This window comes from Streptomyces sp. x-19 (assembly GCF_046549115.1).
In the GTDB taxonomy this organism is placed as follows: Bacteria; Actinomycetota; Actinomycetes; order Streptomycetales; family Streptomycetaceae; genus Streptomyces; species Streptomyces albulus_C.
Genome location: NZ_JAJPWK010000010.1, coordinates 162025 through 188244, shown reverse-complemented (window position 1 = coordinate 188244; position 26220 = coordinate 162025). Strand labels below are relative to the sequence as shown.

The window sequence follows — 26220 nt, the reverse complement described above, 5'->3', positions numbered from 1 at the left end:
TACCCCGTACCCGAATCCGCCAGGACTGCCAGGGTGGTTGACCGATCGCCCCGCACTCCGTCACGCAACACCTCGGACCTATCCGTACACGCGCTCGCAAAGGGGCTGCGGATCGGTACCCCGGACGCCGTAGTCTTGGGAGCGCACGCAACGGAACTAAAGCCGGCGGCCGCCCCGGGCGGTCGGGCCGGCCGGAAGGAGGGGCTGGGTGATCGAGCTGGAGGGGGTGCCCGAGCTGATCGACCCGGTCATGGTGGCCGCGTTCGAGGGCTGGAACGACGCCGGCGATGCCGCCTCCGCCGCGGTCGCCCACCTGGACCGGGAGTGGAAGGGCGAGGTCTTCGCCGCGCTCGACGCGGAGGACTACTACGACTTCCAAGTGAACCGCCCGACGGTCTTCCTGGAAAACGGCGTCCGCAAGATCACCTGGCCCACGACGCGGCTCTCGGTCGTCCGGATCGGGGACGCGGACGGCAAGGGCAACCCCCGCGACCTGGTCCTGGTCCGCGGCATCGAGCCGAGCATGCGCTGGCGCTCGTTCTGCAACGAACTCCTCGGCTTCGCCCACGAGTTGGGCGTCGAGATGGTGGTGGTGCTGGGCTCCCTGCTGGGCGACACCCCGCACACCCGGCCGGTACCGGTCAGCGGCGTCACCTCCGACGCCGACGTGGCCCGCCGGCTGGACCTGGAGGAGTCCCGCTACGAGGGCCCCACGGGCATCGTCGGCATCCTCCAGGAGGCGTGCACCCACGCCGGCGTCCCGGCGGTCAGCCTCTGGGCCGCGGTGCCGCACTACGTCTCCCAGCCGCCGAACCCCAAGGCCACCCTCGCCCTCCTCAACCGCCTGGAGGACCTGCTCGACCTGCGGATCCCGCTCGGCGAACTGACCGAGGACGCCCGCGCCTGGCAGTTGGGCGTGGACCAACTCGCCGCGGAGGACAGCGAGGTCGCCGAGTACGTCCAGTCGTTGGAGGAGGCCCGGGACACCGCGGAACTCCCGGAGGCGTCCGGCGAGGCCATCGCCCGCGAGTTCGAGCGCTACCTGCGCCGCCGCGACCCGCAGGCCGGCCCGGGGGTGGCGACCGAGGGCGGCCTCGCCGACGGCCGGGACGCCTCGTACCTCCGTGACACCGCCAGCGGCCGCACCCGGCCCCCGCGGGCCACGCCCAAGGAACCGCGCGAACCCCGGCCGTCGGACGACGCCGCGCCCCCGAAGGCCCCCGGCGCCCCGGAGACCGGCGAGGGCACCGGCACGCCGGGCGAAGGACCGGACGACGGCCGCACCGACGGCGACGGCCCGCCGGACCGCGGCACCGAGGACTGAGCGGCCGACCGGCACGCCCCGAGCGGGCCCCGGGCGGCACGCCAACGGCAAAGGGGCGCCCCCACCATCCGGTGGGGGCGCCCCGCACGCAATCAGGTCGCGGTCGGGCGCCCTTACAGCGCCACGCCCAACAGCGCGTCCACCGCGCGGGAGACGAGGCCGGGCGCGCCCTCGTCCGTGCCGCCGCCGTCCTGCTGGCTGGCGGCCCAGCGGTCCACCGCGGCCAGCGCCGCCGGCGCGTCCAGGTCGTCGGCGAGCGCCGCGCGGATCTCCTCCAGGAGCGCCTCGGCGGGCGGCCCGTCGGGACGGGAGACCGCGGACCGCCAGCGGCCCAACCGGGCCTCGGCGGCGGTGAGCTCCGCGTCGGTCCACTCCCAGTCACTGCGGTAGTGGTGGGCCAGCAGCGCCAGGCGGATGGCGGCCGGGTCGGTGCCGGCGCGCCGCAGCGCGGAGACGAAGACCAGGTTGCCCTTGGATTTGGACATCTTCGCGCCGTCCAGGGCCACCATGCCGGCGTGCACGTACGCCTGGGCGAAGGGGTGCTCACCGGTCAGCGCCTGGGCGTGCGAGGCGCCCATCTCGTGGTGCGGGAAGGCGAGGTCGGAGCCGCCGCCCTGGACGTCGAAGCCCATGCCGAGGTGCTCCAGGGCGATGGCGACGCACTCGATGTGCCAACCGGGCCGGCCGCGGCCCAGCGAGCCGCCGTCCCAGCTCGGTTCGCCGTCGCGGGCGGCCATCCACAGCATCGGGTCGAGGGGGTTCTTCTTGCCCTCGCGGTCCGGGTCGCCGCCGCGCTCGGCGGACAGCAGCCGCATGGCCGCGGCGTCCAGGCCGGAGACCTCGCCGAAGTGCGCGTCGGACGCGACCGAGAAGTAGACGTCGCCGTCCAGCTCGTAGGCGGCACCGGCGTCGCGCAGCCGCTCCACCAGCGGCACGATGCGCGGTATCGCCTCGACGGCGCCTATGTAGTGGCGCGGCGGCAGCATCCGCAGCGCCGTCATGTCTTCGCGGAACAGGGCGGTCTCGCGCTCGGCGAGCACGGTCCAGTCGTCGCCGGTCGCCACCGCCCGCTCCAGCAAGGGGTCGTCGACGTCGGTGACGTTCTGCACGTAGTGCACCTGACGCTTCGTGTCGAGCCACACGCGCTGAACGAGGTCGAACGCGTTGTAGGTCGCCGCGTGCCCCATGTGGGTGGCGTCGTACGGCGTGATGCCGCAGACGTAGATACGGGCGACGGGACCGGGGGCGAGGGTTACTCGTCCGCCGGTCGCGGTGTCGTGGATCCTCAGGTCGCGGCCCTGACCGGGCAGGGCGGGGACCTCAGAAGCGGGCCATGCATGCATGCCTTGAGCGTAACCGGACGGATGTTCCGCATACGAACCGGAGGGCCTCTCTGGCCGGAAAGGCGGTCTTGTGTTCCACCGCCGGATGTGCCAGGCGCGAACGGCGGCACGTGCGTCAGCCACTCCGGTGGAGCCGGCGCCCGCACCGGGGCCCGGCGGCGCCGGGGATCAGACCGGCGGCCACGGAATCGCCGGCCACTCCCCGCTCGGCTCCGGATGCCGCCCGCTGCTCAGCAGCCCGTCCACCCGCGCCCGCAGCGCCGCCAGCTCGGCGTCCGTGATCAGTTCCGCCAGCCGGACGGCGAGCGGCGCACCGTCCGCCAACTCGGTCCGCACCCCTCGCAGCACCGTCAGCACCTCGTCGGTGAGCGGGTCCCCGGCCCACCCCCACAGGAGCGTGCGCAGCTTGTCGGCCGAGTTGAACGTCACACCGTGATCGATCGCGAAGAAGGCGCCGCCGGCGCCGGGAAGCAGGTGGCCGCCCTTGCGGTCACCGTTGTTGATCACCGCGTCCAGCACCGCCAACCGGCGCAGCCGCGGATGGTCGGCGTGGACCAGCAGCGCGGTGCGGCCCGCGCCGATCTCCGCCCGCCCGACCGCCTTCCACCCCGGCGCCGGCTCGTCCTCGGCGACCAGCGCCAGCAGCTCCGGCGCCTCGTCGCCGTCCCCGGGCGGGGCTATCCACTCCTGGACCATGCCGGTCCCGTAGGGGCCGTCCCGCAGCACCGTGGTGGGGATCAGGTCCCAGCCGCAGGCCCGGGAGACCTCGTACGCGGCGACCTCGCGCTGGGCGAGCGTGCCGTCCGGGAAGTCCCACAGCGGGCGCTCGCCGCGGACCGGCTTGTAGACGCAGGCGGCGCTGCGCCCGTCGAGCGCGACGGTGCAGTACAGCACGGCGTTGGAGGCGTCCTGGATCTGGCCGCGGACGGTCAGCTCGCCCTCGGCGAGCAGCTCCGGCGCCAGGCTGCCGACGGGCTCCGCCGGGGTGGTGGGGGCGGCGTCCGGGCCGGCCGGTTCGACGGTGGGCTCCATGGGGCTCAGGCGTCCCGCCGGTATCCGTTCTGGCGCGGGCATACGTGTCCCTCCGGATCGAGCGGCAGGCTGCACAGCGGGCACGGCGGACGGCCGGCGTTGACGACGTCCAGCGCCCGCTTGGCGAACGCCCGGGCCATGGTGCCGGTCAGCCGCACCCGCAGCATCGGCGGACCGTTCTCGTCGTCCTGGAGCAGCCGCTCCTCGGCGTCGGCGAGGTCCTCGTCGCTGTCGGCCTCCAGCTCGACCAGCGCCTGGGCCTCGACGATCATCCGCTCGTCCTCGCCGTCCCAGGCCAGCGCCATGGTGCCGACCCGGAACTCCTCCTCCACCGGCGACTCCAGCGGCGCGGTGTCGGTCATCTCGGACGGCGAGACGGCGGGCACCGGGGCGCTGCCACCGCTGCGCCGCACCACCTCGTCCAGCAGTTCGTCGATCCGCTCGGCGAGCGCCGCCACCTGCGTCTTCTCCAGGGCGACGCTGGTGGTGCGACCGCCCGCGGTGGCCTGGAGGAAGAAGCTACGGCGGCCAGGCAGCCCGACCGTACCGGCCACGAAACGGTCCGGTAGGTCGTAGAAGAACACCTGACGGGACAACGTCCTGCTCCGATTGTGTCGACTGCTGGGTCAGTGCGGGCGCTGCGGTCGCGGTGCCCCGGAGGGGTACTGCGCGGTTCACACGGGCGTCGCAGCGCCGTCGCACCACCCTACTGCGCCCGCTGATCACGCTGCGCCCGCGCCGCCCCCGACGGCCGCGTCCCGCTCGCTGCCCGCCGCGCCGTCCGCGCGGGGCAGCAGCGACGCGAGGTCACCGGTGTCGCCCAGCCGCACCAGGTACGGGCGGAGCCGGGTGTAGCGGATCACGGTCACCGAGCACGGTTCCACGGAGATCCGCTGGAAGAGGTCCAGGTGCATGCCGAGTGCGTCCGCGACCAGGGACTTGATGATGTCACCGTGCGAGCACATCAGATAGCTCGCCTCGGCGCCGGCGGTCTCCTCGACGCGGGCGTTCCAGTCCCGCACCGCGCTCACCGCGCGGGCCTGCATCTCCCGCATCGGCTCGCCGCCGGGGAAGGCGGCCGCGGAGGGGTGTTGCTGGACGGTCTCCATCAGCGGCTCGTCGGTCAGCTCGGCGAGCTTGCGGCCCGACCAGTCGCCGTAGTCGCACTCGGTGATCCGTTCGTCGGTCTCCAGGCGCAGCTCGGGACGGGCGTCCAGCAGCGGCGCCAGGGTCTCCAGGCAGCGTTGGAGCGGGCTGGAGACGGCGGCGGCCAGCGGTACTCCCGCGAGCCGGGCGGGCAGCGCCGCGGCCTGGGCGGCGCCGCGTTCGTCGAGGGCGACACCGGGGGTCCGGCCGGCGAGCACCCCGGAGGTGTTGGCGGTGGAGCGGCCGTGCCGCACCAGGATCAGCGTGGGCATGACCGCAACCCTAGGGCAGGCCGCCGGCGACTGGCCCACTTCCCTGGCAGGGGCCCCGGCGACGGGCGAGAATGCCTGGTGTGATCGTGGACTGCGCCATCTACCGCGAGGGCCGCCGCAGCGAGTGCGCGACGGACTTCTCCCGCGCGCTGGACGCGGCCCGGGCGGAGGGCCACTCCTTCCTGTGGTTGGGCATGCACGAGCCGACCCAGCACGAGTTCGACCAGGTCAGCAGCGAGTTCGGCCTGCATCCGCTGGCCGTGGAGGACGCCCTCAAGGCACACCAGCGGCCCAAGCTGGAGGTCTACGACGACTCGCTGTTCATGGTGCTGAAGCCGATCACCTACGACGTCGCGGCCGACACCGTGACCGCCTCGGAGCTGATGCTCTTCGTCGGCGACTCGTTCGTGGTCACCGTCCGGCACGGCACGGCCAGCCCGCTGGCGACGGTCCGGCAGCGGCTGGAGCAGCACCCGGAGATCCTTCGGCACGGCCCCGGTGCGGTGCTGTACGCGGTCAGCGACGCGGTGGTGGACCACTACCTGGAGGTCGCCGGCGAACTCCAGGTGGACATGGAGGAGTTGGAGGCGGAGGTGTTCGCCCCGATCCGCCGGGAGACCCGGAACACCGCCGCGCAGATCTACGCGTTCAAGCGCGAGGTCCTCGAATTCCGCCGGGCCACCGTGCCGTTGGTCGATCCGATGAGCCGGCTGCAGGACACCCGCGTGCCGTTCATCCACGACCACGCCCGGCCGTTCTTCCGGGACGTCGACGACCACCTCACCCGCGTCAACGAGTCCGTGGAGGGCCTGGACCGGCTGCTGTCGGACATCCTCGCCGCCCATCTGGCGCAGATGGGCGTCCGGCAGAACGACGACATGCGCAAGATCTCGGCGTGGGCGGCGCTGGCCGCGGTGCCGACACTGATCGCCGGCATCTACGGCATGAACTTCCACGACATGCCGGAACTGTCCTGGTCACTGGGCTATCCGACGATCCTGCTGCTGATGGCCGTCATCGAGGTGTCGCTCTACCGGTTGTTCAAGCGCCGCGGCTGGCTGTGAGGCGCCCGGCCCGGCGCGCCGGTCAGGCCAAGTCCGGTGCGGTGGTGGCCGGACCGCCCAGCGCGTCGCGCCGCTCGGGCATGGCGAGGCTGACCATCCGCCGCCAACCGAGCAGCCGCTCGTAGCCGTAGTAGGCCGTGATCCCCGCCGTGAGCAGCGCGGACTTCAGCGGCGGCCAGCGCAGCAGGCGGCCCATGTGCGCCATCACGGCCAGGCTGACGTCCCGGTGCACGGCGATCTCGGCGAGCGCGCACGCCCGGAGGACCCGTTGGATGGTCCGCCCGTGGCCGGCCCGGGCCAGGCGCAGCAGTTCCTCGTGGCAGTAGGCGAGGTGGTTCTCCTCGTCGTGGCAGATCATCGTGACCGCCCTGCCGACCTCGGGGTGGTCGCCGAAGAACCGGCGCAGCAGCAGCATCTGCTCGGCCGCGCGCTGCTCGGTGACCCGGCTGTGGGCGAGGTAGGTGATGACGTCCCGTTCGGTGAGCGGCTCGTCGCCGTGGAGCTTGTCGTGGGCCAGTCCGATGCCGCGGCGCTCCAGCAGCACGGTGTAGTCGGTGGCCGCCGGGACCTCGACGGGCGTCAGGCCGCGCTTGCGCAGCAGCGCGTGGAAGATCCGGCCGTGCTTGTCCTCGTCGGCGCCGTGCCGGGCGACCTTGGGCGCCAGCGCGCGCTGGGACGTCGGGAGCAGTGCGGCGATCCGGCCGTTCTCCCAGCCCCCTTGGGCCTCCCCGCTGGCCGCGATGGAGCAGAACAGGCGGTAGGAGGCGTCGTTGTCGACGATCTCCTGGAACAGGCTCCTGGCCGAGAACATCAGCGTCACCTCCGAACGGACACGCCCGTGAACGGAAAGCCAAATGCCGTGTTCCGGCGGGGGCAACCGGGGGCGGGGCCCCGTGCGTCCGTTCGCCTGACCGGGTCGGCGCCGGGCCCGTAACCCGCCCGCGGCTGAGCCGTTGAGTTCCGTGACGGCCGTGGCGGGGAAGACCCCCGAGCCCCCACCACGGCCGCAGTGCTCCCCGACAGGCCCGGTGCCCAGGCACCGGGCCTGTCGGGCGTCCGGGACGCCGCGGGGGCTACGCCAGGCCGGCGCGCTCCAGCGCCTCGACGCCCGCGCGCAGCGCGGCCACCCGCTCGTCGAGGGTGAAGCCGGCCGGGGCCAGCGTCAGGGTGGTCACGCCGACCGCCGCGTACGCCTGCATCCGCTCGGCGATCCGGTCGACCGAACCGAGCAGGGTGGTCTGGTCGATCAGCCGTTCGGGGATCGCCGCGGCGGCGCCGGCCTTGTCACCGGCCAGGTACTTGTCCTGGATCTCGGCGGCCTCCTTCTCGTACCCCATCCGCTGCGCCAGCTGGTTGTAGAAGTTCTGCTTCCGGCTGCCCATGCCGCCGACGTACAGCGCGGTGTACGGGCGGAACTGGTCGGCGAGCGCGCTGACGTCCGCGCCGACCGCCAGCGGGAGGGTGGGGCAGACGTCGAAGCCCTCCATGGTCGCGCCGGCCGCCTCCCGGCCCGCCCGCAGGTGGGAGAGGGCGGTCTCCTCCAGGTGGTCGGCGGAGGGGAAGATCAGCAGCGCGCCGTCGGCGATCTCACCGGTCTGCCGGAGGTTCTTGGGCCCGATCGCGGCGATGTAGAGCGGGATGTGCTCGCGCTGCGGGTGGACGGTGAGCTTCAGCGGCTTGCCCGGGCCGTCCGGCAGCGGGAGCGTCCAGTGCTGGCCCTCGTAGGACAGCCGCTCGCGGGACATCGCCTTGCGGACGATCTCCACGTACTCACGGGTGCGGGCCAGCGGCTTGTCGAACTTCACGCCGTACCAGCCCTCGGAGACCTGCGGGCCGGAGACGCCCAGGCCGAGCCGGAAGCGACCGCCGGAGAGCGAGTCCAGGGTCGCCGCGGTCATCGCGGTCATCGCGGGCGTGCGGGCCGGGATCTGGAAGATCGCCGAGCCGACGTCGATCCGCTCGGTCTGCGCGGCCACCCAGGACAGCACCGTGGGGGCGTCGGAGCCGTACGCCTCGGCCGCCCAGCAGACCGAGTAGCCGAGGCGGTCGGCCTCCTGCGCCACCGCGAGATTGTCGGAGTCCATGCCGGCGCCCCAGTAACCGAGGTTGATGCCAAGCCTCATACCGCTCCCCTTACCCATCAGTAACGTCGCTGTTCCGCGGACTCTAGCGCGCGGGTGCCGGAGCCGTCATCGGTGGGCGACGACCGGCCCGGGACCCGTCGCGGTGCCGTTGTCCACAGGTCCCCTGATCGTGCGGCACGGCGCGTAGGGTCTGGGCCCATGGAGCAAAGGCACCTCGGCCGCACGGGTCTGCGCGTGTCCCGCCTCGGGCTGGGCACCCTGAACTGGGCACGCGACACCGGCGAACAGGACGCCGCGGAACAGCTCAAGACGTTCTGGGAGGCCGGCGGCACCCTCGTCGACACCGCCGACATCTACGCCGACGGCGGCGCCGAGTACCTCCTCGGCCGGCTGATGGAGGGGCTGGTGCCACGCCCCGACCTGGTCATCGCCACCAAGGCCGGCAGCGTCCTCGCTGCGGACCGCCGGGTCGACGGCTCGCGCCGCCACCTGCTCACCGCCCTGGACGCCTCCCTCGCCCGCCTGGGCACCGACTACGTGGACCTCTGGCAGTTGCACGCCTTCGATCCGCGCACCCCGTTGGAGGAGACCCTCCAGGCGCTCGACCTGGCGGTCACGACCGGCCGGGCGCGCTACGTGGGCCTGGCGAACTTCTCCGGCTGGCAGCTCGCCAAGGCCGCCACCTGGCAACTGGCCGCCCCCGACGTCCGCAACCGGCTGGCGAGCACGCAGATGGAGTACTCCCTGGTCCAGCGCGGCGTCGAGCGCGAAGTACTGCCCGCCGCCCGGGATCTGGGCCTCGGGCTGTTGCCCTCGTCCCCGCTGGGTCGCGGTGTGCTCACCGGCAAGTACCGCCACGCCACTCCGGCCGACTCCCGCGGCGCCTCGGACCACCTCGCGCCGTTCGTCGCGCCCTATCTGGACGACACCGCGAGCCGGGTCGTCGACGCGGTCGCCACGGCCGCCGACGGACTCGCCGTCACGCCCCTGCACGTCGCGCTCTCCTGGATCCGCGACCGCCCGGGCGTCACCGCCCCGCTCCTCGGCGCCCGCACTGCGCAGCAGCTCAGAGCCGCACTGTCAGTGGAGACGCTTAGTCTTCCTGACGAGATCCGCCGGGCGCTGGACGATGTGTCGGCTCCGGTGCACCACTATCCCGACCACGACTGGAGCACGCTGTGAGTACCGACCGCGCCGGCGACAACCCGCCCGAGCAGGAGGCTGCCGCGCCCGGTGACGAGGCGGTCGGCGCGGCCGGCAGCGCGGCCGGCGCCGAGGGCGCCCCCCAGTCCGGCCCCGCCGCCTCGGTGGCGGCGCTGGCGGCGGCGGTGCGGGCCGTGGAGAGCGGTGAGCGCTCCGCCGCGTCGTTCTTCGCCGAGGCCCCGCGGGCCGGCAAGCCCGCCGCACCCGCCGCCCGCCCCGCGGCCGCCGGGACCGAAGGCCCGGGCCGGGGCGGGCAGCCGGCTCCGGCGGGCCCGGCGCCCACGGCCACCGCCCCGCGCCCCGCCGGGCCGGCGCCCGCCCCGGCCCGCCCGACCGCACCGGACCCCGCCGCCCGGGACACCGCGCCCGCCCCCGCGGTCCCCGCGGCCCGCCCCGCCGTCGCCCCGGCACCCGGCATCGAGGGCGTGCGGCGGGTGCTCGCGGCCGGCGGCGCCCCCGAAGCGCTCGCGGAGCGGGCCGCGGAGACGCTCGGCCAGCAGGCCGCCGAGGCGCTGACCGAGGATCCCTGGCAGCTGCTCGCGGTCCCCGGCGTCCGCCCCGAGCAGGCCGACGGCTTCGCCCGGGCCCTGCTCGGCGCCGCCTGCGGGCCGGGCGACGAACGGCGCGCCCAGGCACTGATCGGCTGGCTGCTGGAGCAGGCCGCCCTCGCCGGCCACTCCGCCCTGGAGGCGTCCGCACTGCGCGCCGCCCTCGCCCAGCGCGCCGTACCCGACCCGGACGAGGCCCTGCAGGACGCCATCGCGGACGGCGCGGTGCTGGTCTTCCAGGACACGCTGGAGACCCCGGGCCGCGCCCGGCCCGCCACGGACGACGACGAGGAACAGCAGCCGGTCCGCGTCCTGCTCGGCCTGGACCGGTTCGCGATGGCCGAGGAGAGCGTCGCCGACGGCCTGGCCCGCCTGCTGAACACCTTCGAACGGCCGGCGGACGAGCCGGCGACCACCACGCCGGGCGCCACCGCCGACGACGCCGGGGCCGACGGCGAGCCCCCGGCGCCCCAGGACACCGCGACCGAGGACGGCCCCGAAGCCGCCGCCCCGGAGGACGCCGGGGCGGACGACGCGGCGGACGCCCGCGTCCACCCCTCCGCCGGCGCCTGGGCGGCCGTCGCGACGGCCGCACCGTCGTCCTCCGCCGCCGAGCTGATCCAGACCGTCGCGTTCAGCGGCCTGACGACGCACACCGGCGGCGAGGCGGCCCGCGCCGAACCCGCCGCACTGATCGCCGCGGCCCGCGCCCTCGGGCTGCGGGCGTGCGGCGCCACCCACACCGCGGACGGCCGCCGGCGGCTGGCCGCCCACCTCGCCGAGGTCGCGGCGGACGGCGCCGCCGCCGAGCCGGCCGGGGCGGACGCCGCGGTGACCGTCGCCGGCCTGCTGGCCGGCCAGGAGGGCCCGGGCCGGGACGCCGACGGTGCGCTCGCCCTCGACCTCCTCGTGGTGCTGGACGCCCCACAGCTCGACCTGGACACCGCCGCCGTGCTCGTCGAGTCGCTGTCCGACGGGACCCGCCTGGTGCTCAGCGGCGATCCCGGCGTCCTGTGGTCCGCCGGCCCCGGCCGGCTCTTCCAGGACGTCCTGCAGTCCCGGTTCTGCCCCCAGGTCGCGTCCCGTACCCCGGACTTCGGCCCGATCGGCGAGCTGGTGTCGGGCATCGGCGTCGGCGAGCTCGACGCGGTCCAGGCGCCCGGCAAGGAGGTGGTGACCGTTCCGGTCCGGGACGCCGGCGAGGCGGTCCACCGCACCGTCCAGCTGGTCGCCGACTCGGTGCCCCGGGCACTGGGCATCCCCGCCGACCAGACGCAGGTCATCACCGTCGGCCACGGCGGCGCCGCCGGCACCCGCGCGCTGAACTCCGCGCTCAAGGAACGCCTCAACCCCGGAGCCGGCCGGTTCGGCGGCTTCGACTCCGGCGACCGCGTGGCCTACGCCCCGGCGCCGGGCCGGACGCTGACCGGCACGGTCACCGGCGCCGACGCCGAGGGCCTGCACCTCGACTGCGAGGGCACCGCCGTGGTCGTCCCCCGCGAGGAAGTGGCGTCGGGCGCCGTCCGGCACGGCTGGGCGCTCACCGCCCACCAGGCGGCCGGCTCGCGCTGGCCCGCCGCGGTCGTGGTGCTGCCCGGCGACGCCGCCGGCGGGCTGACCCGCGCCTGGGTCTACACCGCCTTCAGCCGCGGCGAGCGGCACCTGTCGGTGGTCCAGGGCGTGGACCAGGCGCTCGCCCGGGCGGTCGCCGAACTGCCCGCCAAGGAACGCACCACCCGGCTGCGGACGCTGCTGCGGTTGCAGGCCGAGGAGCAGGCGGCGGACCCGGCGGAGGACTGACCGCACGCACCCCGCGCGGCGACGGGCCCGCGGGGCGACGGCACACCTGCCGTCCGCCCCGCGGGCCCGCTGCGCCGCGTCTCACCTGCTCCGGTCGGCCGGCTCCAGGAGATCGTCCTCGTCATCGTCGTCGTCGAGTTCCTCGTCGAAGACCGAGCTGACGTCGAAGCGGCACACCACCCGCTGCGGATCCGCGTGGTCGAACGGCGCGGCGAGCCACTCCCCCGGCTCCGCCGGCTCGTCCGCGGCCGCCACCCACAGCGTGGAGTCGCCCTCCTCCAGGCCGAACTCCCGGTGCCGGGAGGCGATCTCGTCCGGTTCGTACTCGCCGAAGAGCACCCCGAGCGCGGCGTGGACGCTGCTGCCGACCACCGCGACGGCGTCGGCGGCGCGGCCGGTCGCGTCAGTGGCGGCGTCCGGGTCCAGCGCCGCGATGCGCTGTGCCTGATGCAGCAGGCGCTGCGGCTTCGCGACGGTGTAGTCGCGCCGGATGAGCACGCTCAGCGCGCTCGGCTCCTCGGGGCCCGCGTAGGCGGGCAGGGCGTCGTTCCCGGGGATCTCGAAGGGGGTGACCTCGTCGTAGGCGTCGTAGAGCAGCTCGTCATAGGCCTCAGCGGCCGCGGCGACTTCGTCGAACGCGGCGTAGACGGCCGGGTCCTCCGGCCCCGAGCGGCGCTCGACCGCGTCGAGGTGACGGTCCAGCGCGGCTTTGACCGCCTCAGCGGCGGCACGTACCTCGGCAGCGGAAGGCTGCGCAGCATCAGACATAGTGCAGACGCTATCCGTACCGAGGCCGGTCCCGCACAATAGATGCGATGCCGGAATACGAATTCTGCGATGTGTACGTGCCTCGGGGCGTCTCCCGCAAGGCCGCCACCCGCCTGCTGACCGACCACGCCGAGTACGGACACTGGGAGTTGGACCGACTTCGTCTCAATCCCGATGGCAGTCGTCGGGTGCGGCTGCGCCGCCGGATCATCCGACAGCTCCGCGCCACCTGGTGAGTCCCGGGAGCGCGTGATCGCAGCAGAGCGGGCCCCGGTGAGGTACGGGGCCCGCTCCGTCGTGCTGTCACACCGGGGTCGCCGCTCAGCTACGGGCGGTGCGCGCCCGCCGGTAGAGGACGGCGCCACCGAGCAGCATGCCGGCACTGGCCGGGATCGCGTACCCGAGGGCCCCGGCGCCGGTGTGCGCCAGCTGCTCCCCGTGCTCGGGCGTCACCGTCCGGGCGTGCGGTGCACCGGCGGTCTGCGTCCGCACGCCCGGGACGTCCGGCGTCTGCGGGGTGGACGACCGCGGCTCGTGCGGGCTGCCGGGCTGGTGCGGCGTCCCCGGGTGGTGTGGGGTGCCGGGGTGACCGGGAGTACCGGGGTGACCGGGGTGACCGTGCTCCGGCGGCTGGCCGGGCTGCGACGGGTGCCCCGGATTCGACGGGTGCCCGGGGTGTGACGGGTTCCCGGGGTGTGACGGGTTCCCGGGGTGGTGCGGGCGTCCCGGGCCCGACGGCGCGGTGTTGGCGCAGTCGTTCCCGAAGGACGGGTTGAGCACGCCGACCACGTCGACGCTGTTGCCGCACACGTTGACCGGAACGTCGACCGGGGCCTGGATGGTGTTGCCGGACGCGACGCCGGGCGAACCCTTCGCCCCGCCCACGGCGGTCGCCCCGCCGTGCCCACCGGACGTCCGCCGGTGCGTGCCCCCCTGGTCGTGCGTCCGCCCGTGGCCGCCGCCGTGCTGGCCGCCGTTCGCGCAGTGGTTGCCGAACGCCGGGTTGAGCACGCCGACCACGTCGACGGTGTTGCCGCACACGTTGACCGGGACGTCGATCGGGGCCTGGATGGTGTTGCCCGATCCGACCCCCGGCGAATGTGCCGTACCGCCCGCGGCGTTGGAGTCCGCCTGGGCGTATCCGGCGGCCATGGCGAGCATGCCGCCTGCGGCCGCCATGGTGATCAGGCCTTTTCGTGCGACCTGCCTCATAGTCTTCCCCTGCCTTGTGCCTTACTGGAATACGGCGGGTGGCGGCCGGCGGAGGTGTGGGTCACGCTCCGCGGACCGCCTCAGGTGGAGGATGCACCCGGCCGCGAAAATGCCCAGCGGCTCCGGAATGCCGCAAGGACACTCCGGAGCCGGACCGGGCCGGCCCTCAACGGGCCGGAGACGTCATCGGTAACGTCAGCCGTTCACGCAGGTGTTGCCGAAGGACGGGTTCAGCAGGCCGATCACGGAGATCGTGTTGCCGCACGCGTTGATGGGGATGTGCACCGGAGCCTGGATGACGTTGCCGGAGAGCACACCCGGGGAGTGCACCGCAGCACCCTGGGCGCCGGAGTCGGCAACGGCCAGGCCGGCACCCGCGATGACGACACCACCGGCGATCGCGGCAGCGGCGACGACCTTCTTGATCATGGTTCCTCCTAGTAGGCAATGCGGTCCCAGCCGCGGACCGCAGTCTGATCAACGAAGGCCGTGCCGTTGAAGCTACGAACACATCGCAGCATTCACCCTTTCCGGCGAAGTCAAGGTGAAAGGCAGGGAATTCACATCGACTTCACACTCACCGTGGGACGCCGCACGGGCCGCCTTCCAGCAGGCACGATCCCGCAGGGAAGCCGCCGACGGCTCCGCGCGCGGACGACACGACCCACCAGTCACGTCGCCACCGGCCGCACACCCGCCCGCACACCCCTCCCCCGACCGAACGGGCTTTCCCTTCCGGCCGGGGCGCAGCGGTGTGCCGCGCTCAGCTCTGCTCGATGCTCAGCTCTGCTCGATGAACCGGTCGAGCACCCGCACCCCGAACTTCAGCCCGTCCACCGGGACCCGCTCGTCCACCCCGTGGAACATCCCGGCGAAGTCCAGCTCCGGCGGCAGCTTCAGGGGGGCGAACCCGAACCCGCGGATGCCCAGGTCGTCGAAGGACTTGGCGTCGGTACCCGCGGAGAGCATGTACGGCACGGCCCGGGCGATCGGGTCCTCGGCCTGGAGCGCCGACTGCATCGCGTCCACCAGGGCGCCGTCGAACGTGGTCTCCAGCGCCTTGTCCGCGTGGATGTCCTCGCGCTTGACCCGCGGCCCGAGGATCCGGTCCAGGTCCGCCAGGAACTCCTCCTCGTACCCGGGCAGGAAGCGGCCGTCGACGTGGGCGGTGGCCTCGCCCGGAATCACGTTGATCTTGTAACCGGCGCCCAGCTGCGTGGGGTTGGCGGTGTTCCGCAGCGACGCGCCGATCAGCTTGGCGATGCCGCCGAGCTTGGCCAGCGTGGCGTCCATGTTCTCCGGGTCCAGCTCGGTGCCCAGCGCGTCCCCGAGCTCGTCCAGGAAGGCCCGCAGCGTCTTGGTCACCCGCACCGGGAACTCGTGCCGACCCAACCTCCCCACGGCCTCGGAGAGTTCGGTGATGGCGTTGTCCCGGTGGATCATCGAACCGTGCCCGGCCGAGCCGGCCACGGTCAGCTTCATCCAGTGCATGCCCTTCTGGGCCGTCTCCACCAGGTACAGCCGCAGGTTCTCGTTGACGGTGAAGGAGAACCCGCCGACCTCGCTGATCGCCTCGGTCACCCCCTCGAACAGCTCGGGGTGGTGGTCGACGAGGTACCGCGCGCCGTAGGTGCCGCCGGCCTCCTCGTCCGCGAGGAACGCCAGCACGATGTCCCGCGGCGGCTTGCGCCCCGTGCGCAGCCGGTCCCGCACGACGGCGAGCGTCATCGCGTCCATGTCCTTCATGTCGACCGCGCCGCGGCCCCACACGCACCCGTCGGCGATCTCCCCGGAGAACGGGTGGTGGGTCCAGTCGTCGGCGTTGGCCGGCACCACGTCGGTGTGCCCGTGGATCAGCAGGGCCGGCCGCGACCGGTCCGCGCCCGCGATCCGTGCGACGGTCGACGCCCGGCCCTTGTGCGACTCGAAGATCTGCGGCTCCAGGCCGACCTCGGCGAGTTTCTCCGCGACGTACTCGGCGGCGACGCGCTCCCCCGGACCCGAGTGGTCCCCGTAGTTGCTGGTGTCCATCCTGATCAGGTCCCGGCAGAGGTCGACCACCTCGTCCTCACCGGTGATCGTGCGGGACGGCTGCGCCTCGCTCATGCCGAAACCTCGCTTCGTCCGGCCCCGCATGCACGGGCCTCGCACCTCTCCGTCGTTCGCTCGCGGAGCTGGCTCACACTGCCTCCTGTTGGTTCACGGCCGCGGCGGCGTCCGAGGGCACCCCGCGGCGGGGTCCACCGCCATCCTCCACCCCGCGCCCGCTCCGCCCAAGGCCGCAATGTTCCCGACATGCGCTGGTCACAGCCGCGCGGCACCCTCGGACCGGGGGTGATCGACCACCCCTGAACGTTTGCTATTGTTTTCCTCGTCGGAACGGCCCGGAGGCCGCAACGACAGACACCCTGTCCGGGTGGCGGAATGGCAGACGCGCTAGCTTGAGGTGCTAGTGCCCTTTATCGGGCGTGGGGGTTCAAGTCCCCCCTCGGACACCAGCTGAGACCCCACTTCACGTGGGGTTTTCTGCTTTTCTGGGCAGCGGCGTGACCAACCACGTGACCAACGGCCCAGGAAATCGCCTGGTCAGACCAGGGATGACAGGCCGAGCCTGTTGGCTCCGGAGGCGGCGAGCTTCCGGGCTCCGTTCTTCCTGCTGTGGCCGTAGCGGGCCATGGTGTAGCCCGGCGAGTGGTGCCGGACGTTGGCGGAGACCTCTACGGGGTTTTCCCCGGCCTCCAGATCGTTCGTGACCTTGCTGTGCCTCCAGTCGTGAATGCGGAACTCCTCGGGGAGCTTCAAGCGGGTGCGCAGGGTGCGCCAGCGCGCAGAGACCTTCTCGGGGTCCTGGGGTCCACCTGCCTCGCCCCGGTAGAGCTTGAAGCCGTCGCGGGCGAACACCAGGTCGTGATCCGTCCACGCGGAGCCGAGGCGTTCACGCTCCGCGTCCTGGCGCTCCTTCTGCCACTTGAGAACGTTCATCACGGACTGGTCCACGTAGATGATGGCGTTGGCGTCGCCATCCTTGGTCAGCTTCCGCAGGCGGTAGGTGTTGCCCTCCTCGACCACGACCCAGCCCAATTCGATCGAGCCCTCATCCCAGTTGATGAGGGACCACTTCATGCCCAGGGCCTCACTGCGCCGCACTCCGGTGGCGGCGTAGACGGTCCACAGTGATGCGTCCCGCAGGCAGTGGTGGATCAGGCCGCCGTCACAGGCGCGGTTGCCGCAGGGCTCCCACACCGAGGACAGGAACCGGGCGGTCCTGTCGTCGTCCAGGGTGGGGAAGTCGCGTTCCTGCGCCCGGATCTCCCGGCCCGTGGGCGGGTTGGCGGTGGCGGCCGGGTTGGCGGGTATCAGCTTCGGCACGGCCGCATCGAGCGCACCAGACAGGATGTTGTGGACGTGCCGCACGGACTTGGCCCCGAGCGGCTTGCCCTTATTGGTGGGGCACGGGACGGTTTCCAGCATCCGGTACAGGTCGTCCAACGTGTCATCGGTGACCTCGGACAGCTTCATGCCGCCGATGTGCGGCTTGATGTGCAGCCGGATCTTGGTTTCATACCCGGCCACGGTCGTCCCCTCCTTCCTTAGATTGCTGTGCCAGCGGTCGAGCCATGCCCCCAGCGTCATGTCCGAGCGAGGTGCGACCTTCCCCGCCTCATAGTCGGCGTGCCAGTCGCGAAGCGCCTTCTCCGCTGCGGTCTTCGTCTTGTAGTCCCTGCCGATCCAATAGCGCTCCTGCTTTCCGGTTGCCTTGTTGAAGTGGAGGGGCGTGCGCACACCCCAGGTGTTGGGGCGTCCCGTTCGCTTGATCTCCACGGGGGTGCCGCCGAGTCCGTTTCCGCGCTTTGCCACGGGTGGTGGTGCTCTCTGTCGGGTCCGCCGGTCGGCGTGTGCCGTACCGGGCCGGTGTGTCGCTCCGGCGCTCTCACTTTGATCACGAATCACCACCTCTTGTCAACTGATGGTGGACCACCATCCGTGGTACCGTTCCGGCATGGACGCAGACGAGACCGGGTTCGAGATCACCCAGCGCCAAGGCGCATGGAACATCCGCATGTGGTGGCCCAGCGGGCCGGTGACGGGAGGGCCGCAACGCATCACGGTCGAGGAGGCTGAGGACGCCCCGGCGCGCGACGTGGCACGTGGCATTTCCACCACTGTGCTCCGCAGGCTCGACCTCGCGGGCGCGGTCAAAGCGGCACACGACGCCGCCCCCAACCTGGAAGACAAGGTTCGGGGGATCACTGAGACGATCGAGGAAGCGGGGAAGACGGCCGGACGGCTGCTCGCCCTTGAAGGTGTCTCGGCTCCCTACCTGGTCATGCTGTCGGCCACGTACGTCCAGATGGCGGGCACCGGCGCGAACCGTCCCGTCGACTGGCTGGCAGGGCTGATCGAGCGGCGGCCGGAGACCGTCCGGGACCACCTCAAGAAGGCCCGCAGGGATGGGTACTTGAGCTCCCTTGCAGGTAAGGCCGGTGGGGAACTGACCGACAAGGCCACGGCCGTACTCGATTCCCTGCCGGATGCGGGAGATGCCCGGTAATCCCCGTTCTGCACGCTTGCATGACCACGCCCCCGAGGCCATCGGGGGCTTTCTTTTTCTCGGAGGATTCCTTGACCAAGCTGATGACCGTTGATGACGTGGCCGTGTACCTGGATGTCCCCAAGTCGTGGGTCTACAACAACCACAAGCGGGAGGGCATCCCCTTCAAGAAGGTGGGGCAGTCGCTCCGGTGCCGCCCCAGCGACCTTGACCGGTGGCTGGACGGGCAGGGCCAGCCGTGAGCATGGCCCACCCGCGCCGCCTGCTCAAGGCCACCTATGACGTGAAGGAGGAGTGGAGCCGTGCCCTGTTCGACGCGTTCGGGCCAGGCGGGCTTCTTGCCCGTGAGGCCCCGGAGTTCGGCCGTGAACATCTGCTGTGGGCGCTGGCACAACTTCGGGCCGTGAACGGACGGACCGGGGCGATGTTCACCGGGGACACGGAGATAGCCCAACGGCTCGGCTACAACACCAAGGACCATCCGGGGAAGGCGTCCCGGGTCGCGCTGACCCGGTTCGGCTTCTTCACCCAGCAGGGCAAGAAGGGGAGGGCGGCGAACCTGTACCTGTCCGCGCCCGTGGCTGTGCTCGACGCTTACGCGACGCTGGCCGAGGCCGCACACGGAGAGGTCGTCATCGCGGCGGACACCAAGCCGTCCAGGCCGCCCAGCAAGGCCGTGGCGGTCGACGCTGTGTCACGGCCGGCCGAACCTGACGTGAACGGGAGCGCCGAGGTCTGCCCCGCGCACCCGGAAGGGAACTGCCCGGACCCGAATGACCCGTTCTCGGACTCCGTTCCATGGGGTCTGGAGGTCTGCGTCCGTCTCCAGGCTGCGTAGCCACGCCATTTCCCCGCTGTACCGGGGACTTAGTTAGTAGAGGGTAGTTGGTAGTACGTAGCTCATAGAGCGTAGTTGGTAGTGAGAAGAAGGCCCCTTTGTCGAGGCCTCACCTTCATTCATGACTTCAGGGTCCAGGACCTTGAGAGGTCCTGAACCAGCCCAGGCCATCGAGTGAGGATCTGACGAGCGAAGCGACAGAAGGAACCACGAGATAAAGAACGAGGCCGACCTCCCGGCGAGGGGAGGTCGTTCCCAATCCTGAGCATTCCGCCCTGCTCTGGCGGGTGATCTCGACAACGCTTCTCGGATTCCCTGTTACCAACCGTCCATAGTAACAGCTAAGTACTAGGCAGAGGGAACTCCTCCTCCGTTTCGTGTCCCTTCGGCGCGCGAGGGACACCGACATTAATAGTGAGAGGAAAAGTTCTCACCTTGTGGTGTGTCCCGCGTCTCACTTGCCTCAATCGCCGAGAGGTTCCGTGAAAGTCTCGCCGACGCATTAGGTGAAGCTAGTTCCTTCGCGCTTCTCTCTGGCCCCGGCCACCTTCGTGGTGGCCGGGGTCTTCTCTTTTCTCTCTGATTCACCGAATGGTTTGGAGTACGTCATGAACTTGTACGACCGCTACCGGGCGAAGGCCCGCCGTAACAGCCTGGGTCTGTCCGTGCCCCAGCTCGCGGCACTGATCGACACCTCGGCTACCACCGTCTACCGGTACGAGGACGGCGCCCGTAAGCCGGATCTCCTCACGTTCGTGCGGATGGCCCACCACCTTCGCATTCCGGTTTCCTCTCTGATCGAGCAGGCCGCCCAGGAATGCCGCACGTTCGATTCTGAAGGCCGCAACGTGATGGTCGCAGCTATTCACGTCGCAGAGGCCATGAGGGCCGCAGAGCCGGGCTCGGAGCGCTCTCTGATGACTTCCTCGCAGGCCCGTGAGGCGGCCCGCGAGGACCGCACCAACCATTCCCTTTGATTGATTCCCAGCAGAGGAGAACGTCATGACCAATCAGAAGCCCATCACGATGCAAGAGGCCGTGCAGTCGGAGAACGCTTTCGCAATCTCTCAGATCGTTGCCACGTCCGCGCTGGATATGCTCGTCGGATTCAAGGGCCTGGCCCACACCGTGCACCGGGATGCCGAGCAGGATTTCAGGGGCGGTGTCGGCACCAAGGTCCGCATTCGCCGCCCCGAGGTGTTGAAGGCCGGGAACTTCAACGGCTCGGTGAACAGCATGGTGCAGTCCGTTCGGGAGACCACAATCGAGCTGGAGATCACCGACCATGCCTTGTCGGCGGTCGAGCTAACAGACAAGGAGATGCGCTTTGACCTCTACACCTTCGAGCAGCAGATCACCCTTCCGCAGTCCGCAGGCGTGGGTGACTATCTGGAACAGAACATCGCCAACACGATGAACCAGCGGACCACCGACAAGGCGCCTGGCCTCATCACGATGAAGGCCGATCAGCCCCGGCACGCGATCATCGACGCGGGCACCGTCCTGGACAAGAGCCGCACGGCGGGCCGTCGTTGGCTGGCCGTCTCCCCGGACGTGAAGAACGCCCTGCTGAAGGATGACAACTTCTCTCAGGTCGCCCAGGCGGGTTCGGATGAGTCGCTGCGCGGGGGCGTCATCGGTGAGGCGTACGGCTTCACAGTCGTGTACTCGCCATTTCTGGCCGATAAGACCGCAGTTGCCTACATAGGCTCGGCGTTCGCCATGGCGGTCTGTGCGCCGCCCGTGGTGCGGAGTGAGTTCTCCGCCTCGGTCGGGCATCAGGGCTACTCGATGCGCTGGCTGATGACCTTCAACGACGACAGTCTGAACCAGCGCTCCATCATGGACGCCTATGTGGGCTCGACCGTCCTGGACGAGCGGCGCTCGGTCGGCCTCAAGCTCGCCTGACCCGCAACGGGGCCTCTGCCGAAATGGTGGAGGCCCCGTTCCGGTCACGCTGCGTCGGGCGGCCGGCGCGCTGTCCGGACACGCTCTGCCGACATAGACAGGAGGACACTCTCATGCCCAAGATGCGTAACCCCAATTCCCCGCACTCCCGTTTTCACGGTTTGGTAGAACTACCTTGGGAACACGGCCTGCCAATTCCCGATCTACCCAAAAACCGGGAGTGGTCCGATTCTGAGCGTGACCAATGGCGACAGTGGTGGGAGTCTCCGCAGGCCGCCATGTGGGATGAGTCGTTCATCCCGACGGTGGCAGTGATGCTGACGTATTTCGGGAAGATCCTGGATGGCTCAGCGAATGCCAATCATCAGATGGAGTTCCGCCACCTGTCCACCGCGCTCGGGCTCACCGCAGACGGCATGAAACGCCTCGGATGGACCTTCCAGAACGCGGGCGGTGGCCATTGAGCACCCGCAGGGCCGCCAAGGCCGGGACCGCCGTCACCCACGACGGAACACATCGCACCGGCACCGAATGCCCCTGGTCAGAGCCACAGTGCTCTGGCTGCGTCCAAGAGTTCGCCATCCATACCGGCTGGGAGCTGACCGGCCTGACGCGGCCTTGGGGTGACGATTTGAAGCACGATCCGATGCGCTGCTTCACCTGCCGTGGAATGAAATGAGAACGGAGAGCCGACCCGGCTCTCCGTCCCCCATATTCTGATTGGCAAACGCAGCCGAAGGAAGGCATCCCTGATGGGGTTTCGGAAAGAAACTAAATCCATTACCCCCGGTCCGTAATTGAAATGGAAATGCATAATTGTGATATAGGTCACGCGTAATTGTGCTTGTCTTGAGAGTGTCGTGGGGCAGGATGAATTCAGTTCCGCAAGATCGAATGCGGCCGCCGCCAGAGAACACTCCGGCCACTTCTGAGACTCACTCGCTCCGCTCTCATCTAAGGATTCCGTGCCATGCTCCGGACCGTCATGATTCCCGTTCAGCGCCGATACTGCGATGCCCACATAGCCCGCGATGCGAGCGAGGTAGAGGCGACGGACACGCTGACGCTGGGAGCCCGTACGTGGGACCTGTGTCTGGAGCACTCGATCACGTTCGGCCGCTACCTGATAGACGCCCTGGGGGTCGGTGTGGATACGGACGCGGACAAGTCACAGGATGGGCCCGAGCCTGAGCCCGTCGTGGTGGCTGTCGAGCCTGAGCCCATGGCTGAGCCGTCGCCCGTCATCGAAGCGGAGGACGTGAGCGATGAAGCGAACGAGTCTGAACCGGTGCGGTCCGTGATGGTGGCCGGAGAGATCGACGGGTACGACTGGCAGACAGCACGGGACGCGCTGCGGAACGCGGGCTATGAGGTGGTGGGCCGTGCCGATGACTCCACGGTGTTGCTGATCCTGGGTGAGGGTGGGGAACGCAACGGGCACAAGCTGAGGGACGCGCGTGAACGCTCCATCCCGTGCATGGACGTGCGCGAGCCCGGCCGTTTCAAGTCGGGCGTTCTGTCAGGTGAGTTCGTTGGTGGTGACCCGCTTCCCGAGCCTGCCAAGGTTGATCGGGCGGGTATGAGCGAGCGCGAGCGCAACAGGGCGGTACGTCAGTGGGCGCGAGCCAACGACTACACCGTGCCCGACCGTGGACGCATCCCCATGCATGTACGGCACGCCTACGAACTGACGCACAGGGACTCGGAGGGGAAAGCGGCTGCGGCCTGAACGCCACCCCCGCCGTGCCGGGCGCTGAGTGCGCCCGGCCTCCCCGGCCAGCGGCCACCCAACTAATCCTTCGTGACCTTGAGATAGAGGCAGCATGAGCATCCCCGATTTCCGCACCATGGCCACGGGCCGACTCCGGTCGGTCCTCGCCTCCCTGGCCCCGCATGTGGAGTGGTCCCCGATCGGTCTGCTCGGTGGCCTGCTGTGCGCCTTCTCCGCGATGGTCCCCGAGACCCGAGTTCAGCGCGGTTCCGGCTCCATGCCGCTCATGCTCCACGTGCTCCTGTGTGGGGGTACCGGGGAGGGCAAGGGCCAGTCCTGGGGGGTTGCTTCGGCCGTGGCCAAGGACGCGAACAGTACGTTCATGGCCGGGCACGTCATCAATGGTGTGGTTGGCGGGGCCGGGCTGATTCAGGCCGTGGCCGACCGGGACGGGCACGCCATGATTGTGGACACCGAGTACGCCCGCGTGCTGCGGGCCGGGCGTCGGCAAGCCAACCTGTCTCAGGTACTCCGGGACCTGTGGGACGGGGCCACGGTCGCCACGTCCAGGGCCAAAGAACCCGTCCAGGTCGATGACCCGCGCGTAGCGATCATGGGGCACATCACGCCCGAGGAGTTCAGGGCCAGCATGTCTACGACCGAGCGCGACGGAGGCAGTTACAACCGTCTGCTGATCCTTCCTGTCACGCAGGTGCGTTGGCTGAGTGAGCGTGACCAGATGCCCGCGCACGTGATCCCGGAAGCGGGTGAAGCCATGGCTCGTGCGGTGCGCCATGGCCAGCGGGCCGAACTGGTTACCCTGTCCGAGGACGCTTACGACGCGGCCGACATCATCCGGCGTGACATGCTCACCAAGGCTCGTGAGTCCGAGGAGTTGAAGCCGTTCGCGGCCCGCTGCAATGAGCAGGTGCGGCGCATCGCGGCCCTATTCGCCCTGTTCGATCTGCGCTCCCAAATCACGCCCGAAGACCTGGAAGCCGCTACCGCTCTGGTCACCTACGCCATGGAATCGGTTGAGGAGATCACGGCCGGTACGGGAACCACGGGCAAGCGTCAGCCGCTCAGCCTGGCGGAGAAGGTCCGGGCCCGCATCGAAATGCACGGCGGTGCCGCCACGTCGTCTCAGGTGCTCCCGTACGTCGGGGCCACCGCAGCGGAGGTCAAGGAACTGCCCGGAGTCGTCGTCACGGTGGAACGGTCGGGGAAGACCGGCCGCCCGGCCACTGTTTTCACACTCCGTGGTGACACTCCCGTTCACGCAGAGGAGCCGAACGAGGCCCCGAACCCTCAGCCGGCCAGCGCGGAGCGTGACGACGTGAACCGCGCCACGGTCGTGCAGATGGACGCCTACCGGCCGACATGCAAGCAGGCCCCGAAGCCCAAGCCTGTGAGACGACCGGAACCGCTCGCCGATTCCAACCCCTTCCTTGCTCTGCTCTAGCCAACCAAAGAGACGCCCCGGCCCATTGCGGGCCGGGGCGTTCTTGCTTCGGTTCAGCTCGCTACCGCACGAGCGATCAACGTTCCGATGTGGTCCTTCTTCATAGCATCCAAGACCTGTACATCCGTGTCCTTGAACCCGGCCTTGAGCAGGAGGCTTTCCCACTTCCGGGGCGTGTAGCTGTACCGGTACGTGTACATGGCCTTGCCCGCGAAACCGCCCTTGTACATGCCCTGCGGGCCGTAGGCGCCGGGGATGGCCGGGGGGTGAGAGAACGTGAGCACGCCGCCCGGATTCAGCCGCTTGGCAATCAAAGGAAGCAGCTTGGCCGGATCGGTGAACCACACCGCCCCGAAGATCGAGTACACGGCGTCGTAGGTCTCCGTATTGGTGCTCAGGTAGTCCAGAACCTCGGCGCAGACGAACCGTGCTCCCAACGGGCCCCACCGTTCCGTGGTGTTCGCGACCATGACGGGTGAGAGGTCCACGCCCGTTGCCTTCACTCCTTGCTGTGCGAGGTAGGCGAGCGCTCTCCCCGTGCCGCATCCGAGTTCCAGCGCGGTTGTCGGATCGCCCAGCAGTTCGGGCCCTGGCCCGTGCCCGGCGTACTGCGTCCAGCAGAAGACGGGATCAGCGTCGAACACCTTGTCCTTGGTGCTCTCGGCGAAGGTGTCCCAGAGTTCGCGTTCGCTTTCGATGTTGTGTCGTGCGGGCAACGGCGCTTCCTCTGTGTCGGGGCGGGCAAGAGGGTGCCCCCGCCCCTCGTTCGGAGTTGGGGGCGAGGGCACTCTAGTCCCGCGTCAGTGGCTGTCGGGGACCTTGTTGTCACACGGCGAGCAGTCGGACGCGTCCACCGCCCACAGCTCGTCATCGACGGTGAAGCCGTTCTTGCGCAGCAGCTCGGCCGTGCGCATCACAGTGCCGTCCCGGCGGCGCTCGATCAGCGGGGCGTGGTGCTTGTACCGCCCGCCGTTGTACTCCTCGCACAGGGCGAAGTAGAGCGGCGTATCGAGGATGAGCTGATGAACGCCTACGTCCACGGTCTTGCCGACGCCCATGTCAACGCCGGGGCATTCCATGGCGGTGATCAGGTACGCGATGCCCTGCCCGAGGATGCGCTCAGCGAGGCTGGGAACCTCCACGCTGTCCCGGAGCAGGAGCGCGACCTCACGTTCCCACAGGTCGGCCACGCCCACGTCCGCGACCAGATGCGGGACGCGTTCCTGAACCGCGTTGAGGATGATGCGCGGATCACGGGTCCGCGTCTGAACTGCTGTGCTCATCGTGCGTCTCCTCCTGCTGTCGTGGAGTGGTGCACTGCACTTGCTGACCCGACCGGCCGACTCCGCTTCACGGTGGCGTGCGACCGATCGGGCCGTTGTTCCCCGCTCCCCACCGGGCCGCTTCACCGGCTGGGAACGGAAACTCATGGATGTGCTGCGGTGAGCTTTCCGGCAGCCGCCATGACCAGGAGCGCAACGGCGGTTCCCCACGTGAGCAGAGCCAAAATCCCACCCCAGAACGTGCCGTCTTGGGTGATCTTCCAGCCCCGTAACCGGCTCACCTCGTGGCCCTGATAGCGGCGAGGCCGCGCACGTTGCGGTTGTGCTTGACCAGCGCCGCGAGCTGGACCTTCTCCCGGTCGTTCGCTTCACGGACGGCCACGGTGCGCGTGTGCCAGCTCAGCCCCGAGGGCCTTTTGAGAGTCAGCTTCGTTCCGCGCTGCTCCTGGACTATCCCGACCATCTGAGAACCCCGGTCGAACACAGCCGTGCCGGGCTTCCACTCCATTGCCTGTCTCATCACGTCCGCCTCGTCACTCCGTCGTTGGCTGACCCGTACAGCCAGTCAACGCCCGTACACGCAGGGGAACTTGCACAGAGTTTGCACAACGGGCGTGCGGGCACCCGTGTCACCTGTGACCATGGAACCGAGAGGACTCCCCGAGGAAGA

General features: G+C 70.4%; 27 protein-coding genes and 1 tRNA gene. 14 read left to right on the top strand and 14 right to left on the bottom strand.

What is annotated here, in order from left to right:
• Positions 1-208 precede the first annotated feature (208 nt).
• Positions 209-1324 (top strand): PAC2 family protein, encoded by a 1116-nt coding sequence (locus tag ACLJT4_RS23705; RefSeq protein WP_411124913.1) that lies wholly within the window; start codon positions 209-211, stop codon positions 1322-1324.
• 113 nt (positions 1325-1437) lie between these two features.
• Here ACLJT4_RS23705 and mshC read toward each other — a convergent pair whose 3' ends face one another.
• From mshC to ACLJT4_RS23685, 4 genes are all read right to left on the bottom strand, one after another.
• Positions 1438-2667: a cysteine--1-D-myo-inosityl 2-amino-2-deoxy-alpha-D-glucopyranoside ligase gene (gene mshC, locus ACLJT4_RS23700; protein WP_411124911.1), complete on the bottom strand. Its 1230-nt coding sequence runs from the start codon at positions 2665-2667 to the stop codon at positions 1438-1440.
• Between the two features lie 168 nt (positions 2668-2835).
• The gene (locus tag ACLJT4_RS23695; RefSeq protein ID WP_411124909.1) at positions 2836-3741 is read right to left on the bottom strand and encodes an SCO1664 family protein; all 906 of its coding nucleotides are present in this window, start codon (positions 3739-3741) and stop codon (positions 2836-2838) included.
• Positions 3705-4295, bottom strand: a complete 591-nt coding sequence (locus tag ACLJT4_RS23690; protein ID WP_016570982.1) for a DUF3090 domain-containing protein — start codon at positions 4293-4295, stop codon at positions 3705-3707. Before ACLJT4_RS23690 ends, ACLJT4_RS23695 begins: the two co-directional genes overlap by 37 nt.
• A 126-nt stretch (positions 4296-4421) precedes the next feature.
• Entirely contained in the window at positions 4422-5117 is a 696-nt protein-coding gene (locus tag ACLJT4_RS23685) for a histidine phosphatase family protein (protein ID WP_411124907.1), read from the bottom strand.
• 71 nt (positions 5118-5188) lie between these two features.
• Between ACLJT4_RS23685 and corA the strand changes: the two genes are divergently transcribed.
• The gene (corA, locus tag ACLJT4_RS23680; RefSeq protein WP_233658051.1) at positions 5189-6181 is read left to right on the top strand and encodes a magnesium/cobalt transporter CorA; all 993 of its coding nucleotides are present in this window, start codon (positions 5189-5191) and stop codon (positions 6179-6181) included.
• A gap of 22 nt (positions 6182-6203) precedes the next feature.
• On the opposite strand, the gene ACLJT4_RS23675 is transcribed toward corA, so the two are convergent.
• Entirely contained in the window at positions 6204-6992 is a 789-nt protein-coding gene (locus ACLJT4_RS23675) for a ferritin-like domain-containing protein (protein WP_411124905.1), read from the bottom strand.
• Between the two features lie 262 nt (positions 6993-7254).
• On the bottom strand, positions 7255-8304 hold the full coding sequence (locus tag ACLJT4_RS23670) for an LLM class F420-dependent oxidoreductase (protein ID WP_038518472.1): 1050 nt from the start codon (positions 8302-8304) through the stop codon (positions 7255-7257).
• Between the two features lie 159 nt (positions 8305-8463).
• On the opposite strand from ACLJT4_RS23670, the gene ACLJT4_RS23665 reads away from it, so the two are divergent.
• Together ACLJT4_RS23665 and ACLJT4_RS23660 are read left to right on the top strand one after the other, a co-directional pair.
• On the top strand, positions 8464-9447 hold the full coding sequence (locus tag ACLJT4_RS23665) for an aldo/keto reductase (RefSeq protein ID WP_411124902.1): 984 nt from the start codon (positions 8464-8466) through the stop codon (positions 9445-9447).
• Positions 9444-11816, top strand: coding sequence for a helix-hairpin-helix domain-containing protein (locus ACLJT4_RS23660; RefSeq protein WP_411124900.1), 2373 nt, complete (start codon positions 9444-9446; stop codon positions 11814-11816). Before ACLJT4_RS23665 ends, ACLJT4_RS23660 begins: the two co-directional genes overlap by 4 nt.
• 81 nt (positions 11817-11897) lie before the next feature.
• Here ACLJT4_RS23660 and ACLJT4_RS23655 read toward each other — a convergent pair whose 3' ends face one another.
• Entirely contained in the window at positions 11898-12584 is a 687-nt protein-coding gene (locus ACLJT4_RS23655) for a hypothetical protein (RefSeq protein ID WP_411124898.1), read from the bottom strand.
• A 47-nt stretch (positions 12585-12631) separates the two neighbouring features.
• On the opposite strand from ACLJT4_RS23655, the gene ACLJT4_RS23650 reads away from it, so the two are divergent.
• A complete protein-coding gene (locus tag ACLJT4_RS23650; protein ID WP_018537156.1) occupies positions 12632-12820 on the top strand; it encodes a DUF5703 family protein in 189 nt (62 codons plus the stop codon).
• 85 nt (positions 12821-12905) lie between these two features.
• Here the strand turns inward: ACLJT4_RS23650 and ACLJT4_RS23645 are convergent, their stop codons facing one another.
• The 3 genes from ACLJT4_RS23645 to ACLJT4_RS23635 all read right to left on the bottom strand — a co-directional run bounded on the left by ACLJT4_RS23645 (position 12906) and on the right by ACLJT4_RS23635 (position 15902).
• On the bottom strand, positions 12906-13796 hold the full coding sequence (locus ACLJT4_RS23645) for a chaplin family protein (protein ID WP_411124896.1): 891 nt from the start codon (positions 13794-13796) through the stop codon (positions 12906-12908).
• 195 nt (positions 13797-13991) lie between these two features.
• Complete coding sequence (locus ACLJT4_RS23640; RefSeq protein WP_411124894.1) at positions 13992-14225, bottom strand: chaplin; 234 nt, start codon at positions 14223-14225, stop codon at positions 13992-13994.
• Between the two features lie 351 nt (positions 14226-14576).
• Positions 14577-15902 carry a M20/M25/M40 family metallo-hydrolase gene (locus ACLJT4_RS23635; RefSeq protein WP_411124892.1) on the bottom strand — a complete coding sequence of 442 codons (1326 nt, stop codon included), beginning with the start codon at positions 15900-15902 and terminating at the stop codon, positions 14577-14579.
• Positions 15903-16206: 304 nt separating this feature from the next.
• On the opposite strand from ACLJT4_RS23635, the gene ACLJT4_RS23630 reads away from it, so the two are divergent.
• Positions 16207-16294 (top strand) — tRNA-Leu (locus ACLJT4_RS23630).
• Positions 16295-16382: 88 nt separating this feature from the next.
• Here the strand turns inward: ACLJT4_RS23630 and ACLJT4_RS23625 are convergent.
• Positions 16383-17654, bottom strand: coding sequence for a tyrosine-type recombinase/integrase (locus ACLJT4_RS23625; protein WP_411124890.1), 1272 nt, complete (start codon positions 17652-17654; stop codon positions 16383-16385).
• A gap of 142 nt (positions 17655-17796) precedes the next feature.
• On the opposite strand from ACLJT4_RS23625, the gene ACLJT4_RS23620 reads away from it, so the two are divergent.
• The 8 genes from ACLJT4_RS23620 (at position 17797) to ACLJT4_RS23585 (ending at position 24267) form a co-directional block, all read left to right on the top strand.
• On the top strand, positions 17797-18348 hold the full coding sequence (locus ACLJT4_RS23620) for a hypothetical protein (protein ID WP_411124888.1): 552 nt from the start codon (positions 17797-17799) through the stop codon (positions 18346-18348).
• A gap of 71 nt (positions 18349-18419) precedes the next feature.
• Complete coding sequence (locus ACLJT4_RS23615; RefSeq protein WP_411124886.1) at positions 18420-18590, top strand: helix-turn-helix domain-containing protein; 171 nt, start codon at positions 18420-18422, stop codon at positions 18588-18590.
• A complete protein-coding gene (locus ACLJT4_RS23610) occupies positions 18587-19186 on the top strand; it encodes a hypothetical protein (protein ID WP_411124884.1) in 600 nt (199 codons plus the stop codon). Before ACLJT4_RS23615 ends, ACLJT4_RS23610 begins: the two co-directional genes overlap by 4 nt.
• Positions 19187-19794: 608 nt before the next feature.
• Positions 19795-20163, top strand: coding sequence for a helix-turn-helix domain-containing protein (locus ACLJT4_RS23605; RefSeq protein WP_411124882.1), 369 nt, complete (start codon positions 19795-19797; stop codon positions 20161-20163).
• Between the two features lie 25 nt (positions 20164-20188).
• Positions 20189-21094 carry a P22 phage major capsid protein family protein gene (locus ACLJT4_RS23600; RefSeq protein ID WP_411124880.1) on the top strand — a complete coding sequence of 302 codons (906 nt, stop codon included), beginning with the start codon at positions 20189-20191 and terminating at the stop codon, positions 21092-21094.
• 113 nt (positions 21095-21207) lie between these two features.
• Positions 21208-21558 carry a hypothetical protein gene (locus tag ACLJT4_RS23595; protein ID WP_411124878.1) on the top strand — a complete coding sequence of 117 codons (351 nt, stop codon included), beginning with the start codon at positions 21208-21210 and terminating at the stop codon, positions 21556-21558.
• Positions 21559-22064: 506 nt separating this feature from the next.
• The gene (locus tag ACLJT4_RS23590) at positions 22065-22823 is read left to right on the top strand and encodes a histone-like nucleoid-structuring protein Lsr2 (protein ID WP_411124876.1); all 759 of its coding nucleotides are present in this window, start codon (positions 22065-22067) and stop codon (positions 22821-22823) included.
• 94 nt (positions 22824-22917) lie between these two features.
• Positions 22918-24267, top strand: coding sequence for a DUF3987 domain-containing protein (locus ACLJT4_RS23585; RefSeq protein ID WP_411124874.1), 1350 nt, complete (start codon positions 22918-22920; stop codon positions 24265-24267).
• 53 nt (positions 24268-24320) lie between these two features.
• On the opposite strand, the gene ACLJT4_RS23580 is transcribed toward ACLJT4_RS23585, so the two are convergent.
• The 3 genes from ACLJT4_RS23580 to ACLJT4_RS23570 form a co-directional block, all read right to left on the bottom strand.
• Positions 24321-24983, bottom strand: a complete 663-nt coding sequence (locus ACLJT4_RS23580; RefSeq protein WP_411124872.1) for a class I SAM-dependent methyltransferase — start codon at positions 24981-24983, stop codon at positions 24321-24323.
• A gap of 84 nt (positions 24984-25067) precedes the next feature.
• Complete coding sequence (locus ACLJT4_RS23575) at positions 25068-25550, bottom strand: hypothetical protein (protein WP_411124870.1); 483 nt, start codon at positions 25548-25550, stop codon at positions 25068-25070.
• Positions 25551-25827: 277 nt separating this feature from the next.
• Positions 25828-26058: a hypothetical protein gene (locus ACLJT4_RS23570; protein ID WP_411124868.1), complete on the bottom strand. Its 231-nt coding sequence runs from the start codon at positions 26056-26058 to the stop codon at positions 25828-25830.
• Positions 26059-26220: the final 162 nt, after the last annotated feature.